Annotated in this window: 16 protein-coding genes; 13 read left to right on the top strand and 3 right to left on the bottom strand. The window is 47.6% G+C overall.

Annotation, left to right across the window (positions count from 1 at the left end):
• Positions 1 to 29: 29 nt before the first annotated feature.
• The 7 genes from OXB_RS04660 (at position 30) to OXB_RS04630 (ending at position 7833) form a co-directional block, all read left to right on the top strand.
• Entirely contained in the window at positions 30 to 1052 is a 1023-nt protein-coding gene (locus OXB_RS04660; protein WP_041072288.1) for a methionine ABC transporter ATP-binding protein, read from the top strand.
• Complete coding sequence (locus OXB_RS04655; protein ID WP_041072286.1) at positions 1049 to 1702, top strand: methionine ABC transporter permease; 654 nt, start codon at positions 1049 to 1051, stop codon at positions 1700 to 1702. Before OXB_RS04660 ends, OXB_RS04655 begins: the two co-directional genes overlap by 4 nt.
• A gap of 15 nt (positions 1703 to 1717) precedes the next feature.
• Entirely contained in the window at positions 1718 to 2545 is an 828-nt protein-coding gene (locus OXB_RS04650) for a MetQ/NlpA family ABC transporter substrate-binding protein (RefSeq protein WP_041072284.1), read from the top strand.
• Between the two features lie 94 nt (positions 2546 to 2639).
• Positions 2640 to 3833 (top strand): M20 metallopeptidase family protein, encoded by a 1194-nt coding sequence (locus OXB_RS04645; RefSeq protein ID WP_052483873.1) that lies wholly within the window; start codon positions 2640 to 2642, stop codon positions 3831 to 3833.
• A 139-nt stretch (positions 3834 to 3972) separates the two neighbouring features.
• Positions 3973 to 4962 carry an alpha/beta hydrolase gene (locus OXB_RS04640; RefSeq protein ID WP_041072282.1) on the top strand — a complete coding sequence of 330 codons (990 nt, stop codon included), beginning with the start codon at positions 3973 to 3975 and terminating at the stop codon, positions 4960 to 4962.
• A gap of 292 nt (positions 4963 to 5254) precedes the next feature.
• Positions 5255 to 6283 carry a spore photoproduct lyase gene (splB, locus tag OXB_RS04635; protein ID WP_041076304.1) on the top strand — a complete coding sequence of 343 codons (1029 nt, stop codon included), beginning with the start codon at positions 5255 to 5257 and terminating at the stop codon, positions 6281 to 6283.
• Between the two features lie 92 nt (positions 6284 to 6375).
• Positions 6376 to 7833, top strand: coding sequence for a protein adenylyltransferase SelO (locus OXB_RS04630; RefSeq protein ID WP_041072280.1), 1458 nt, complete (start codon positions 6376 to 6378; stop codon positions 7831 to 7833).
• Between the two features lie 83 nt (positions 7834 to 7916).
• Here OXB_RS04630 and pgeF read toward each other — a convergent pair whose 3' ends face one another.
• On the bottom strand, positions 7917 to 8675 hold the full coding sequence (pgeF, locus tag OXB_RS04625) for a peptidoglycan editing factor PgeF (RefSeq protein WP_041072278.1): 759 nt from the start codon (positions 8673 to 8675) through the stop codon (positions 7917 to 7919).
• A 120-nt stretch (positions 8676 to 8795) separates the two neighbouring features.
• Between pgeF and OXB_RS19295 the strand changes: the two genes are divergently transcribed.
• Both OXB_RS19295 and OXB_RS04620 read left to right on the top strand, forming a co-directional pair.
• Positions 8796 to 8921 carry a hypothetical protein gene (locus tag OXB_RS19295; protein WP_269447828.1) on the top strand — a complete coding sequence of 42 codons (126 nt, stop codon included), beginning with the start codon at positions 8796 to 8798 and terminating at the stop codon, positions 8919 to 8921.
• Positions 8918 to 9142 carry a hypothetical protein gene (locus tag OXB_RS04620; RefSeq protein ID WP_041072276.1) on the top strand — a complete coding sequence of 75 codons (225 nt, stop codon included), beginning with the start codon at positions 8918 to 8920 and terminating at the stop codon, positions 9140 to 9142. The genes OXB_RS19295 and OXB_RS04620 overlap by 4 nt, the downstream gene beginning before the upstream one ends.
• 56 nt (positions 9143 to 9198) lie before the next feature.
• Here the strand turns inward: OXB_RS04620 and OXB_RS04615 are convergent, their stop codons facing one another.
• Positions 9199 to 10146 carry a YsnF/AvaK domain-containing protein gene (locus tag OXB_RS04615; RefSeq protein WP_052483872.1) on the bottom strand — a complete coding sequence of 316 codons (948 nt, stop codon included), beginning with the start codon at positions 10144 to 10146 and terminating at the stop codon, positions 9199 to 9201.
• A 209-nt stretch (positions 10147 to 10355) separates the two neighbouring features.
• Here OXB_RS04615 and OXB_RS04610 point away from each other — a divergent pair, with 209 nt between their 5' ends.
• The gene (locus tag OXB_RS04610; RefSeq protein WP_070098189.1) at positions 10356 to 11750 is read left to right on the top strand and encodes a vWA domain-containing protein; all 1395 of its coding nucleotides are present in this window, start codon (positions 10356 to 10358) and stop codon (positions 11748 to 11750) included.
• A gap of 93 nt (positions 11751 to 11843) precedes the next feature.
• Here the strand turns inward: OXB_RS04610 and OXB_RS04605 are convergent, their stop codons facing one another.
• Positions 11844 to 13040: a coenzyme F420-0:L-glutamate ligase gene (locus tag OXB_RS04605; protein WP_041072274.1), complete on the bottom strand. Its 1197-nt coding sequence runs from the start codon at positions 13038 to 13040 to the stop codon at positions 11844 to 11846.
• A gap of 118 nt (positions 13041 to 13158) precedes the next feature.
• Between OXB_RS04605 and OXB_RS04600 the strand changes: the two genes are divergently transcribed.
• From OXB_RS04600 to OXB_RS04590, 3 genes are all read left to right on the top strand, one after another.
• Positions 13159 to 14046, top strand: coding sequence for a LysR family transcriptional regulator (locus OXB_RS04600; RefSeq protein ID WP_041072272.1), 888 nt, complete (start codon positions 13159 to 13161; stop codon positions 14044 to 14046).
• A 148-nt stretch (positions 14047 to 14194) separates the two neighbouring features.
• Entirely contained in the window at positions 14195 to 14632 is a 438-nt protein-coding gene (locus tag OXB_RS04595) for a hypothetical protein (protein ID WP_041076298.1), read from the top strand.
• On the top strand, positions 14620 to 14910 hold the full coding sequence (locus OXB_RS04590) for a YxcD family protein (RefSeq protein ID WP_041072270.1): 291 nt from the start codon (positions 14620 to 14622) through the stop codon (positions 14908 to 14910). The genes OXB_RS04595 and OXB_RS04590 overlap by 13 nt, the downstream gene beginning before the upstream one ends.
• Positions 14911 to 14913: the final 3 nt, after the last annotated feature.

Genomic DNA, 14913 nt, shown 5'->3' with positions numbered 1-14913 from the left:
TTTAATTTCCGTAGAGGAGGCTATTGTTTTTGATAGAGTTTCAAGGTATTCATAAAGAATTTAAACATAAGGTCAAGAGCATGGTCGCTTTAAACGATGTTTCCTTGAAAGTTGAAAGAGGGGATATTTATGGAGTGATTGGGTATAGCGGAGCCGGGAAAAGTACTCTTCTCAGAATGGTCAATGCCTTGGAAGTGCCGACGACAGGAAAAGTGTTGGTCAAAGGAAAAGAATTAGGTGCTCTATCCAACCATGAACTTTCACAGGTGAAGAAAAACATCAGTATGATCTTCCAGCATTTCAATCTGTTGGAGTCTAAAACGGTTTTCGATAATATTGCCATCCCCCTTATTTTAAATAAAGTGAATAAAAAAGAGATCCAGAATCGGGTCGCAGAACTTTTGGATTTTGTTGGATTATCCGACAAGAAAAACAGCTATCCAAGCCAATTATCCGGTGGACAAAAACAGCGGGTCGGGATTGCCCGGGCATTGGTCACGAACCCGGAAATTCTGTTGTGTGATGAAGCTACGTCGGCACTGGATCCGAAAACGACTGTTTCCATCTTGGAATTATTGAAACGGATCAATGAAGAATTTCATATTACGATTCTCGTTGTCACTCACGAGATGGAAGTGATCCGTGAAATCTGCAATAAAGTTGCGGTTATGGAACAAGGTCAAGTGATTGAATCGGGAAATGTTATTGATGTTTTTGGAAATCCGCAAAATCATACAACGAAGGAATTTGTAAAGACCGTGATTCACGACGAGATGCCCCGAAGTATTGCACAAGAACTTCAGCAATCGACGAGGAATAAGAGGGTGTACCAATTTAAATTCTTTGGAAAAACAACGACGAATTCCCTGTTATACGAGCTTGCCAAAAAGTTTGATGTCGAATCCAATGTTGTTTTTGCCAATGTGACAGAACTTCAAGGGACGACGTTGGGGATTTTTACAGTGGCGTTTTTTGGAGAAGACACGGAAATTGACCGTGTCTATCAATATGTGAAAGAAAAGGGTATTCCGGTACAAGAGGTGAGGCTATGAATGGCGTGTCAACCGAATTAATTATCCGATCGATCTATGAAACCATTTATATGGTATCTGTTTCTCTATTGATCGGTACGCTGATCGGTGTTCCGTTAGGTATTCTATTGGTTATGACACGATCAAATGGGATCAAGCCGAACCGAGGATTTTTCACCATACTGAATGGCTTCGTCAATATTTTAAGGTCGGTGCCATTTATTATTTTACTTGTCGCCATTACCCCATTGACACGATTTATTGTGGGGCAAACATATGGTTCAACCGCTGCGATAGTCCCGCTCTGCGTGTATATTTTTCCGTTTATAGCACGATTAGTCGAGAATTCGTTGTTGGAGGTGGGGCAAGGCATTATTGAGCTATCCAAATCCTTAGGCGCCTCTACGTTTCAGACGATCCGTTATTTCCTTCTGCCCGAAGCGATGGGCTCGTTGGTGTTGACTTTGACAACCGCGACAATTGGGCTTATTGGGGCGACAGCCATGGCAGGAACCATCGGCGGCGGCGGGGTCGGAAGCCTAGCCATCACCTACGGATATGAGAGATTCAACACGTTTGTCATTTTCTTGACGGTCATTATTTTGATCATCATCGTTCAGATTATCCAAGGGTTCGGCAATCGATTAGCAAAAAAACTTAGACATGAGTGAAGGAGATAAGGAATAATGAAAAGATTATCTTTAATCGTCAGCATGCTGGCATTGTTTGTGTTCGTTCTTGCTGCTTGCGGCAAGAATGACGACACAGCTGGGGAAGAAAAAACGAATATTAAAGTCGGGACATCACCTGGTCCGTATAGTTTGTTATTTTTGGAAGCAGTTAAGCCGATTTTGGAGGAAAAAGGGTATACGGTGGAACAAGTGGAGTTCAATGATTTGCTTCAAGCCGACGTGGCGTTGGCAGATGGCGGCGTCGATTTGAATGTCGATCAGCACACCGCTTATATGGATAACTTCAATGAAAACAAAAACGCAGATCTTGTCAGTTTAACGCCGATTCCAACGGTTCCGGCAGGATTGTTCCCTGGTAAAAAGAATTCTTTGGATGAGTTAGCGGATGGTGATACGATCGGCATTCCGAACGATGCTTCCAATGCAGCGAGGGCCTATGCGATTCTTCAGAAAGCCGAACTCATCAAAATGAAAGATGGCGTGGAGGTAATGAAGGCCACTTCCCAAGACATCGAAGAAAATCCTCGTAACTTGAAAATTGTCGAAATGGACTCCGCCCAAATTCCGCGATCGTTAACTGACCTGGATTACGGCGTTGTACCGGGAAGCATTGTGTATGCTTCCAATATGGACCCTTCAACAAAACTGGTTTCTGAAGATGTATTGGATCATCTGGTATTAGTGGCGGTCACCACGGAGAAGAACAAAGATCTACCTTGGGCAAAAGATGTAGCAGCGGCGTATCAATCTGATGAATTCAAGGCGTATATGGAAGAACATAACAAAGACGATTACTGGTTTATTCCAAAAGAATTACAATAAGAGATGAAAAGGTCGGCCTGTGGGGACTAGTAGATGGAGAATCTGCAAGCGATCCCTACAGGCTTTTTCAGTAGGAAGAGAGGAGAACGAGTAGATGGTAGTGAATAGCGGGATATCGAATCAAATCAATGCGAAATTATCGGAGAGCTTCGAAGAGATGGTGGATTGGAGACGGCATATGCATCAGTATCCGGAGCTGTCCTTCCAAGAGGAAAAGACTGCCCAGTATATTCAGGATAAATTAATCAGCTTTGGATTGGAGGTCAAGACACATATTGGCGGGTTCGGACTAATAGGTATTCTAGAAGGGGAGCAACCTGGGAAGACGGTTGCCTTGCGGGCGGACTTCGATGCCTTGCCTATCCAAGATGAAAAGGAAGCCCCTTATAAATCGCAAAACCCGGGAGTGATGCATGCGTGTGGGCACGACGGTCATACTGCTGCCTTGCTGGGAACTGCGAAAGCATTAAGTGAGTTCCGTCGACAATTGAAAGGAACAGTGGTTTTCCTCTTTCAACCGGCAGAAGAGACACCGCCAGGGGGAGCCAAGTCCATGGTGGAGGATGGCGTTTTGGAGGGAGTTGACTACGTATTCGGCGCTCACTTGGATTCGCAAGCCCCAATCGGTACAGTATCGGTCGGATCAGGATATCAAATGGCGGCAGTCGATAAATTTTCGATTTCTATTCAAGGGCAAGGCGGGCACGGCGCCAGACCTCATGACACAGTGGATGCAATCGTGATTGCAAGTGATGTCGTCAATGCCTTGCAGAAAATCGTAAGCCGTCATGTGGATCCGCTGCAATCCGCGGTTGTGACCATCGGCGTGTTACAAGCCGGAAGTGCCTTTAATATCATTGCCGACAAAGCGACGCTCGAAGGAACGGTCCGTACTTTTGACGCGGCCATTCGCAAACAAATAGAAAAACAGATTCAACGTATCGTCGAAGGGGTTACTTCGGCATTTGGCGCTTCTTATACAATCGATTATTTGAATGGTTATCCGGCTTTATACAATCATCCGAAGGAAACGGAAACGGTTCGGAATTTGCTGAAGGCCGCTTTTACGGAGGAACAGGTAGTTGAAATGGTACCTTCCATGGGGGCGGAGGATTTTTCCTACTTTTTACTGGAGAAGCCGGGAACTTATTTTAGAGTCGGCTCCCATAATGAAAATAGTACGACCCAATTCCCGCATCACCATCCGAAATTCGATTTTGACGAAAGAGCATTACTGAATATAGGAAAGTCTTTTATAGAGATAGTGGCTCACTATTTAGTTGATTAAAATCCCGTCGTGAACTGCGATTCTGCAAACTTCGTTCAAATTCCGAAACAATTACTTCTTTCCAGTAGAAACAGGTATGCTCTTTTTCATTTTTCAAGTATAATAATAAGTAGTGAAATAGAGAGAAAGGGAAGAAGAGATGAAATCAAAAGGCTGGGGTCGGTTGATCGGGGCGTTGGTGGGGATTTTGTTTGTGGGAATGATAGCCGCCAGTTTCTTTTTCTATGATTTGGCGATTAAGCGAGGGCCGAAAGAATACTTGCAGGGGAATACCGATTTGGAAGTTTCTGAAAAGGCGATGGATGTGTTTTTGAATGGCGATTGGAAACAGTGGGTCGCAGTTCAACCATTCGAGCAACTGCATATGCAATCGAGGGACGGCCTGGAGCTGTCCGGTTATTTTTTGCCAGCAGCTGTGCCGACCGATAAGTTAGTCATCTTGACGCATGGGTATTTGGGGAATGCAAAGCAAATGGGCCTGTTTGGCCAGTTTTATCATGATACATTGCAGTTCAATATTTTCATGCCGGATGCACGCGGGCATGGCAAGAGCGGTGGAGACTATTACGGCTTTGGCTGGCCGGATCGGCTGGACTTGATCGACTGGACGAATCTGTTAGTGCAAAAGCTTGGAACCGACACTGAAGTGGTCTACCACGGCTTGTCGATGGGTGCGGCAACGGTGCTGATGACAAGCGGGGAAGATGAGTTGCCGGAGCAGCTGGAAGCGATTGTCGCGGATAGCCCGTATGCGTCGGTATATGATCTCTTCGCTTATCAGATGAAGCGGATGTTCCACCTTCCGGCCTTTCCTGTATTGGATAGCACGAGTGTCGTGACGAAGATGCGGGCGGGTTATTCGCTCCGGGAAGCGAACGCGTTGCGGGAAGTGGCGAAGACGGATGTTCCGATCTTGTATATCCATGGAAAGGGCGATACGTTTGTTCCGACGGAGATGTCGGAAAATCTCTATCGCCATACGCGAAGCGATTCGGAAATCTTCTTGGTCGATCACGCCAATCATGGGGAGTCCTATGTATTGGAAAAGGGAGTCTATCAGTTGAAGGTCCGCAATTTCCTGTCTTCACATTTGAATGAGGACTTACCGAAATTGGCCAACCAGGAGTAACTCGAAAAGGGGCTGTCCGAAAAGTCCAGGCACAGAGTTGGATACTAGCAAAAAGCAAGGGCGCCGGGAGACTCCTGCGGGAAAGCCGGCCGACGAGACCCCGCACGGCTGTGAGCCGGAGGAGGCTCGTCGGGCTGGCCCGCGGAAAGCGACCAGAGCCCTTGCTTTTTGCGTGTTTAACCGGAAAATCCACTTTCTGGACAGCCCCTTTTGTTTGGCGACCGTCCTGCCGGGCATAAATTCTCCGTCTTTCGGCAACCTAACAAAAAGACGTAAGAAAGGTGTGAAAGTCATGAAACAACCTTTCATGCCCCAGTTAGTCTATTTTGAGCCGAATGCTCTGGACTATCCGCTTGGGAAGGAACTGAAGGAGAAATTCGAGAAGCTGGGAATCGAAATTCGTTATACCACTTCGCATAATCAAGTCCGGAATTTACCGGGGGAAACGGATCTTCAAAAGTACCGGATCGCCAAGTCGACGTTAGTCGTCGGAATCCGGAAAACGTTAAAGTTCGATACGTCCAAGCCATCCGCCGAATACGCCATCCCCTTCGCGACGGGGTGCATGGGCCATTGCCATTACTGTTATTTGCAGACGACGATGGGGGCCAAACCGTATATCCGGACGTATGTGAATGTCGAGGAGATCTTGGAGGCGGCGGATCGGTATATCGAGGAACGTGCCCCAGAAATCACACGGTTTGAAGCGGCATGTACGTCGGATATTGTCGGAATCGACCATTTGACGCATACCTTGAAAAGAGCGATCCATCATTTCGGCCGGACGGAATTGGGCCGGTTGCGCTTCGTAACGAAATTTCATTATGTCGACCATTTACTCGATGCCGAGCATAACGGCCATACCCGCTTCCGATTCAGTGTCAATGCCGATTATGTCATCAAGAACTTCGAACCGGGCACATCACCTCTGGACAAACGGATCGAGGCGGCAGGAAAAGTGGCACGCGCCGGGTATCCGCTCGGGTTCATCGTCGCACCGATCTATCTTCATGAAGGATGGCAGGAAGGATATTATCATTTATTCGAACGGCTTGATGCGGAATTGCCCCAGGATGCGCGGGACGATATTACATTTGAATTCATCCAGCATCGGTTCACGAAGCCTGCTAAAAAGGTAATCGAAAAAAACTATCCGAAGACGAAGCTGGAATTGGATGAATCGAAAAGGCGCTATAAATGGGGTAAATACGGCATCGGAAAATATATTTATCAAAAAAATGAAGAGGATGAGATCAAAGAGCGGTTGGAGGCGTATTTGAAGGAATTTTTCCCTGCTGCGAAGCTGGAGTATTTCACCTGACTTATAAAAGCCGCCCTTTGTTTGTCGTCGTTCGTTCGTGGTATAACTTCAGTAGGAGCCTTTTATCCAAATAAATCAATGTGGGAGAAGATATGGGAACTAATGAAGTAGGATGGAATTTTGACAATAGCTATTCGCGTCTGCCGGAGTCGTTTTATACGAAAATCGAACCGGTACCTGTAAGCTCACCTGAACTTGTCATCTTGAATGATGCCTTAGCGGAATCTCTTGGTTTGGACCCTGTCGCGTTGCGAGGAGAAGGAACGGCCATCTTTGCGGGCAATCAAGTTCCTGAAGGTGCTGCACCTCTTGCCCAAGCTTACGCCGGCCATCAATTCGGCCATTTCAATCGGTTGGGAGACGGTCGGGCAGTCTTGCTGGGCGAGCAGTCGACACCTTCCGGGGACCGTTTTGACATTCAGCTGAAAGGCTCGGGCCGGACACCGTATTCCAGGGGCGGAGATGGCCGCGCGGCAGTCGGGCCGATGTTGCGCGAATACATCGTCAGCGAAGCGATGCATGCGCTCGGCATTCCGACGACCCGCAGCCTGGCAGTCGTGACCACTGGGGATCCGGTATACCGCGAAACCGTTCTGACCGGCGCCATTCTGACTCGGGTGGCGTCCAGCCATCTTCGCGTCGGCACGTTCCAGTATGTAGCGGCCTGGGGCACCGACGAGGAGCTGCGGATTCTTGCGGATTATGCAATTGAACGGCATTATCCGGCCGTCCGGTCCGTTGCGAATCCGTATCTTGCTTTGCTGGAGGAAATGATGAAACGGCAGGCCAAGCTTATATCCCAATGGCAGCTCGTCGGATTCATCCACGGGGTCATGAACACGGACAATATGACGATCAGCGGGGAAACAATCGACTATGGCCCGTGCGCCTTCATGGATACGTATGATCCGAAAACGGTATATAGCTCCATCGATGTCCAAGGACGATACGCCTATCGCAATCAACCCCCGATTGCTGCATGGAATCTATCGCGATTTGCAGAAGCGTTATTGCCATTGATTGATGAAGATACGGAACAGGCGATCGAAATGGCCCAAGAGGTGATTTCCGGTTTTGCTGCCCTGTATCAATCCGAATGGTTGGCGGGGATGCGGGCGAAACTGGGGATACGTAACGAAGAGGAAGGGGATCGGGCCCTATTCGAAGCGTTACTGGATATGATGGAAGAACATGAGGCGGATTTTACGAATACATTCCGTGCGTTGACGTTCGGGACGTTCGAAGGTTCATCCCTCTTCCAGTCGTCGGAGTTTACCGAATGGCACGGAACTTGGCAGGAACGGTTAAGCCGGCAGCCGGCAGGCAAGGATGCCTCCTTCCAGTTGATGAAAGGCAGCAACCCGGCCGTAATTCCGCGGAATCATCGAGTGGAGGCCGCTCTTTCTGCGGCGGAGCAAGGGGATCTTAGTGTGATGAGACGGCTGTTGGACATCCTCTCGGCCCCTTACGCGCATTCCCCCGAGCAAAAGGAATTTGCAAACCTTCCACCCCGGACGACGGTTCCGTACCAGACGTTTTGCGGGACCTAATGAAAAACCTCATGCCGCCTGGACTCTTCAGGTAGCATGAGGTTTTATTTGTATATTTTTTATCTCTTCCCTTCCTTCCCCGACTATCTCCTCATAATAAAGCTCAAATGCCTTCCACACTGTTTATCTTGCCGATAGGAAAATCCCGAGGGGCTGTCAAAGGTGCAAGTCGTATCCATCACGATTTGTTTCGACGGGATGCCCGCCAGCTCACACTGCCGTTTCACTGTAAGCTGGTTATCGATATGGTATTTCCGGGTGGATTCGTTGTAATACATAAACTCATCCGCATAACCGAGGGCCTTGAATCTATCATAGACATCTTGGTCGACTTCAAACCGTCCTTGACTGAGAGATGAACCGATCTGCACATGGAAGTCTGCCGGATTGCATTGTTCGGCCTGTTGTAAATGCAAAAAGACTTTTCGGGTGATTTCTTTGACGGTTCCTTGCCAACCTGAATGGATGACGCCGACAAGCCCCTTCCCTTCATTATAAAAAATGACGGGGACGCAATCCGCCGTGAAGCTGCAAAGCACAAGATTGGGATCCAGCGTGTACAAGGCGTCCGTGTCGGCGATGGCCGTGTCCAGTCGTTCCGCTCCCCGGCCTTTGTCTGCAAGCGACACTTTTTGCACATTCGAGCTATGGGTTTGATTGGCGCAAATAAATTCCTCAAGTGTGCATCCTAAGGAAGCAGCTAGGTTTCTCCGGTTTTCAATCACGTCATTTGGATGGACGCAAGCATGCAGCGCCATATTATTATCTTCGGGCTCCACTTCACTTTTCAGTGTCATACCGGCTATGAACTTTTCATTGTCAACATATAGCTTCGTTTTCATATCATCACCTGCCTTTACTATACAATATTATTTATTTCGAAGCGCTTTAACCGCAAAGATCAATAGTATTATATACCCGATAAGAATCCCATAGCCGCCAAAAAAGAGGAGCAGCGGCACGTGATCGGGAGTGTGCCCCGAGTCGGTGGACATTCCCGCCAAAAAGATTGGCATGATCGGGAGCATGACGACACCGGGTCCCATCCCGATTACGCCCAAAATGCCAGGCAGGATGACGCGGCATGAAATCCCATACGCTGACCTTGAATGAAGAGAAAAATCCATTGATCGATGCACAGCCCGTCACCGAGGTATGGGCCGTCTACCCGATCAAAAGAGAGACGGCGGATGCAGACTACGAGCTGAATGAATACGACGTCCGTTTAATCGACCTGAGCCCCGACGCCGAAACCGGGCATTTCAGCCAAATGCTCGAAAAAACGCTCCAGGCGATCATGCAAAGATGACAGTCACCAAAAAAACAACCGTGGCGGGAAATAGGCCACGGTTGTTAGTATACCTCTTATAGATTGTCCCACTTCTTCGAACGGGTTTCGTCGAAATTGCCTTCCACTTCGACATTTCCGTCCCGCTCCAGATGGGCTTCTTCTCGTCTTACTGTATCATCGACCGTCTCCATGCGCTCGACGTCGCGTTTCTTCACTACGATTTCTTCCGTGACGACCGGTTTTTTCGTCACTTCCAGGCGTTCTTCGGTAATTGGGATGTGAATGGATTCATCATCCTCTATCAGTTCGGCGCGCCCTTCATACATCTCTCCATCCACGACGGGACGGCGCTCCACATAGACTTCCTCATGTGACACCGGCACATCCATCGATTGATGCTCTTCCACGACATCCTTCTCGAGGGAGACATGCCCGGTTTCGACATTGCGCTTATTCACCTGAAGGCGCTCTTCGCGCAATAGCATACGTTCCTCGTTCGTCATGCTTGGCGGCGTCTCATAATCGGTGCGATCCAGCAAGGCCTCCCCGCCGACTCGTCCAAGCTGGTCGGCATCGATGCGACCGACGTCCAGATCATCCGCCATATAAGTGCCGGTCCGCTCGATATTCGGGTTCATGCCATAATCATGGGAGCTGAAATGCTCGCGGTCGCCTTCATACAGTCGGTACGCTTCCCCTTCATCGACATACAATAGAAGGGCGCCGTTGTTAATGTCGTTCGAATACTGTCTCGCCTCGGTTTCATCGATTCCTAAGCGGTCGAACATGCTCCACACATGGTCCTCCCCGCTGATGAAACTCATGAAACGGTCCAGCCAAGATTCGTGGGCGGTTTCCACTTCCGCTGACGTCCCGCTGCGGAGCATCGACAGATTTGTATCATCTTTGGCAATGACATACATATTATCTTCAGAATAACCTTCTGTTCGAAGTTGATCCATTTTATCCATTAACGCAGATTCACTATGAAACAAGCCGACAAATCGTTTTTCGTTGTTCATTGATAGTTCCTCCTCCTGTATTTTGCTTACACCTTTTATTTACCCCGATCCATTGCAAAGAATCTTACATTACGAAAAGAGTTGTAATGTTTTTGTAAAATCTTTGTAATTTGGTAACTGGCTCCTTTTTCACACGCTTAAAATAAGGAGTAAATTCTCAGGAACTCCCTTCCTATCAATGCGTAAATAAGAGAAGGAGGGATTTACACATGGCTCGAACGAAACGCATATTTATCATATCGGCATTACTTTTCGGCATGTTGTTCATCGCGGCGTGCCAGGGTAAGACGGCAACAAACGAAGACCCTGTGGCATCCGCCCAGACGGAGGACAAGATGGAGGATACGCAGGATGAAATTCCAGTTGCTGCGTCGGATATCGAAGGCATGCTTGCCCAACAGCCGGGAGAATTGGTGGAAGCGCATATGGATCCTGAAATCGAGGCGGCGCGGACGGTTAACTTTACACAGTACATGAACTTCTACGACAAAGATTTCAAGGAAGTCATGGAAAAGGAATTGCCTTCATACTTTCAAAAGCGGAAAGACCTCGATAGTGAGCAAATCTATAATTATCTAGTCCACCAATTAGGTTCAGGACAATACCAAGCTTTGTATGATCAGCTGCTTGCCATCGAACACGGATTTGAAATGCCCGAGTTGCCCGAGGGGGAAGATGAAGTTGAAATGGCGAAAAGATCAAAAACGAACGTCGTCATTTTAATGGATGCGAGCGGCAGCATGAAGGCCGAAATTGCAGGCAAGTCCAGGATGCAATTGGCCAAGGAAGCAATCGGGAATTTCACGGAAGGATTGGACGATGCAGTGAACGTGTCACTGCTCGCCTACGGACATAAAGGTGCAGGGACCGAGGCTGACCGGGAATTATCCTGTACAACCGTCGAGGCAGTCTATCCATTAAGCAGGTTGGACAAATCCGGTTTTCAGAAATCGCTTGATTCCTTCCAAGCAAGCGGCTGGACACCACTCGCAGGCGCCATTGAGGAAGCTCTCGAAATTTTGGAGCCCTACGGGAATGAAGAGCACCGGAATATCGTCTACATCGTCAGTGACGGCATCGAAACATGCGGCGGTGATCCGGTGGCGGCTGCGAAACTTCTGCATGAGAGTAATATAGAAGCGAAAGTCAACATCATCGGATTTGATGTGGACGATGAAGGGCAGAACCATCTCAAACAAGTGGCCGAAGCAGGTGGTGGCCAGTACGCGACCGTCCGGGACGAAGCTGGATTTGAAGAAGTGCTAGTGAAAAAGTGGAAACCAAGCATTTTCCAAGTCGTCGGACAGCAAGGCGTCAAACTGCATGAATCGGTGCACTTCAAGGAGGACCTCATCAACACATACAGCTTGCTGACCAACCTCTCCGACCGGGAGGCGGTCCGGATCAGCGATGCAGCCTATCTGTTGAAACGAAGCGAGTTAATCGACGAAGAGGTTGCCCAACAGGTCATTGAACGTGCGAAGGAAATGAAAGGACTCCGGAACTCGCATTTCAAGGAGATTGTCGAGCAGAAAGAAGCGGAAGCCGAGGCTGCAAAACAAGAAATTGATCAAAACGTGGAAGAATGGAAGGCAAAATGGTGACAAGCACCCGAACAAACGTGAAAGTTTAAACAAACGAAAAAACTCAAACAATCATGTTTATTGAAACTAACATGATTGTTTGAGTGCCTGCCATTATTTCGTGTAGTTATCAAAATACCCTTGGATGAACACGATCGGCGTTCCTTTATCGCCGCTTCCCGAAGTAAGGTCGGAGAGCGAGCCGATGAGGTCGGTCAGTTTCCGCGGGGTCGTCCCTTGGGATTCCATCGCTCCAACGAGATCGTCTTCTTTATTCTCAATGAAATCCGCAATTGCTTTTTTCAGTTCATCGCCACGTAGTTCGGCAAAGTTGTTGTCCGCCAAGTATTTCAATTTAATTTCATTTGGTGTACCGTTCAGGCCGGCTGTGAAGGCCGGGGACACGACGGGATCTGCGAGTTCCCAGATTTTACCCACAGGATCTTTGAAGGCGCCATCGCCATAGACCATGACTTCGATTGTCTTTCCGGTCTTATCGAGCAGCATTTGCTGGATGTTGTCAACGATCGGCTGGCAGTCGCGCGGGAATAGCTTCACGGTGTCTTCCGTCGCTTTGTTCGAACCGAGCAAGCCGTACTGCTCATTGTAGCCGTTGCCGTTGACGGATTCGGCAAGAATGTCGTCCAATGTATAAATTTTCTCTCCGCCGTTTTCCGCCAAAATCCGTTTCGTCCGATTCCGTGTATGGATATCACAAGTCAGCACGCTTTTAGTATATTGCAGTATCGTTTTAGCATTATTGGAGAAGATGACTTCACATTCGATGCCTTCTTCCTCCGCAATCGATTTATAATATTCAATGTAATCGACACCTGTAAAGGTATGTTTATTGTATCCGAAATGCTCGCGGAACTCTTTTTCCGTCAAGACATCCGTCCATGGATTGACTCCCTTTTCGTCAAGATGGTCGATTTCCACCAAGTGGTTGCCGACCTCGTCAGACGGGTAGCTCAGCATGAGAACGATTTTCTTTGCTCCTTTGGCGATGCCCCGGAGACAGATGGAAAAACGGTTCCGACTTAGTATCGGGAAAATGACGCCGATTGTATCATCTCCGAATTTGGATTGAACATCTTGGGCGATGTCGTCTACTGTTGCATAGTTGCCTTGAGCTCGGGCTACGATGGATTCCGTTATGGAGACGATATCCCGATCATTAAATGAAAAACCTTCGACTTCAGCAGCTTTCAGTACACTATCCACGACAATCTGTTCGATGTTGTCGCCTTTATTGATGATTGGACAGCGTAGACCTCTCGAAACAGTTCCCACGACTCTCTCTTTTTCCAATATGATCGCTCCTTATAGCTGGTAACATTAATTTGAACACCATCTATATGTACTATACAATGCTTTCATGGTATAAGTAAAATTAATATATCTTATAATGGCCATAAGGGGAGATTATATGGTAAGCAAATTGGATTTGTACCGTGTCTTTTGCATTGTCGCAAAAAGTGAAAGTTTCTCAAAGGCAGCCATCGATCTATCCATGACGCAACCTGCCGTCAGTCAGTCCATCATGCAGCTCGAGCGGGAATTGGACACCCGCCTTTTCAACCGGACACCCAAAGGGGCGACATTGACTAGCGAAGGCAGCCTGCTGTTTGAATACGCCAATTCTGCCCTCAACTTACTCGATACAGGTGAAAAGAAACTTTTGGAAATTAAAACCCTCGTGGCGGGAGAGCTGAAAATCGGTGTAGGCGATACGATCTCCAGATATTTTCTCCTCCCCTATCTTGAGGCATTCCATACGAAATATCCGCATATCAAATTCAAAATCGTCAATGGAACGACTGTCGAAATTATCGCCTATTTGAAATCAGGAGAAGTCGACCTTGGCATTTGCAATTTCCCGATTGACGATCCCACGTTGGAGTTCGGACCTCGCATCGAAATACAGGATACGTTCGTCTATGGGGACAAGTATAGAAGGATTTTATCGAAACCTGTCGATTTTGCTGAACTGGTGAAGTTGCCTTTGATCTTTTTGGAGTCCAAATCGAACTCCCGTCAATACGTGGAAGACTTCATCCTTTCCAAGGGCATTAAAATCTCCCCCGAATTCGAACTGGGCTCCCATGATCTATTACTGGAATTTGCGAAAATCAATCTGGGAATCGCCTGTGTGACGAAAGAGTTTTCAATGGATTATCTGAACCAGGGCCTCGTCCATAAAGTGGAACTGGTCGAAGAGATACCAAAACGCCATATCGGAGTCTGTTACATGAAGTCGGTCCCCCTTTCTTCCGCCTCGACGAGATTCGTCCAGATGATTGAAAGTAAAAAATGAATCTCTCATGAATAAAGTGAGAAATGGAATAAGAAAAATAAAGAAAAGCGTCTTTCTTTATTTTATTTTCATTGAAAATCGAATATGATTAGAGTAGGAGTTTCTATTTACTAATGAAGCAAATTCAAATACAATGGAGGACTTGAAATTGAAAAAACTCATCGTTGCGTTACTTGCTGCCACTTTAATTCTATCCCCTGCGGGAAACTTCCTTTTCCAAGACCATACGATTACTGCCGAGGCGAAATCCTATAAATCCGGCAAGAAAAGCTTTAATGCTCCTAGCAAACCGGCGCCATCAAAGGCGGAGAAGAAAGAGGATTCGGTCGTCCCGAATAAGGCTGCGAATACACCGAACGCGAAAGGCGGATTCTTCTCGGGCGGCTTGATGAAAGGGTTATTCATAGGCGGCCTTGCAGGTCTGTTGTTCGGAAGCCTGTTTGCCAACATGGGCATGCTCGGCTCCATTTTAGGGTTTGCCATCAATATGCTGGCCATTTTCTTTTTAATTTTCCTGATCCGTAAAGTGTTTGCTTTATTGAAAGAGAAAAAGAAGAAAGAAGATGTCAATCCATGGAGAAGCTGATCATTCCGGAACAGGATATCATCAATGCCTTATGTGTTTTGGTGTCACGGAAAGAGCGAGTGGAGCCCGAGGACGTCGAAGTGGAACTGCTCTATGATGACGTGAATGGCTATCATGCCGAGGCATTTACAAACGGATCAAAGCAGAATTTGCAGACGTATCATCTGATCGAAGCACTGCGATCTTGGCTGAAAGATTACCTGAACATCGATCCATTTGCCGCGGGGATCCAACTGCAGATCGACGACGAACAAGGCATGGTTGCTGTCATTCATTGAGAA

Source organism: Bacillus sp. OxB-1 (assembly GCF_000829195.1).
Classification (GTDB): domain Bacteria; phylum Bacillota; class Bacilli; order Bacillales_A; family Planococcaceae; genus Sporosarcina.
This window is presented reverse-complemented; position numbering and strand designations above follow the sequence as displayed.

Excerpts from the sequence above, each read along its gene's own strand:
- pgeF (WP_041072278.1), bottom strand. The coding sequence starts at position 8,675 with ATGAAAACGAAGCTATATGTTGACAATGAAAAGTTCATAGCCGGTATG.
- OXB_RS04610 (WP_070098189.1), top strand. The coding sequence starts at position 10,356 with ATGGCTCGAACGAAACGCATATTTATCATATCGGCATTACTTTTCGGC.
- OXB_RS04645 (WP_052483873.1), top strand. The coding sequence starts at position 2,640 with ATGGTAGTGAATAGCGGGATATCGAATCAAATCAATGCGAAATTATCG.
- OXB_RS04650 (WP_041072284.1), top strand. The coding sequence starts at position 1,718 with ATGAAAAGATTATCTTTAATCGTCAGCATGCTGGCATTGTTTGTGTTC.
- OXB_RS04640 (WP_041072282.1), top strand. The coding sequence starts at position 3,973 with ATGAAATCAAAAGGCTGGGGTCGGTTGATCGGGGCGTTGGTGGGGATT.
- splB (WP_041076304.1), top strand. The coding sequence starts at position 5,255 with ATGAAACAACCTTTCATGCCCCAGTTAGTCTATTTTGAGCCGAATGCT.
- OXB_RS04600 (WP_041072272.1), top strand. The coding sequence starts at position 13,159 with ATGGTAAGCAAATTGGATTTGTACCGTGTCTTTTGCATTGTCGCAAAA.
- OXB_RS04630 (WP_041072280.1), top strand. The coding sequence starts at position 6,376 with ATGGGAACTAATGAAGTAGGATGGAATTTTGACAATAGCTATTCGCGT.
- OXB_RS04590 (WP_041072270.1), top strand. The coding sequence starts at position 14,620 with ATGGAGAAGCTGATCATTCCGGAACAGGATATCATCAATGCCTTATGT.
- OXB_RS04615 (WP_052483872.1), bottom strand. The coding sequence starts at position 10,146 with ATGAACAACGAAAAACGATTTGTCGGCTTGTTTCATAGTGAATCTGCG.
- OXB_RS04620 (WP_041072276.1), top strand. The coding sequence starts at position 8,918 with ATGAAATCCCATACGCTGACCTTGAATGAAGAGAAAAATCCATTGATC.
- OXB_RS04655 (WP_041072286.1), top strand. The coding sequence starts at position 1,049 with ATGAATGGCGTGTCAACCGAATTAATTATCCGATCGATCTATGAAACC.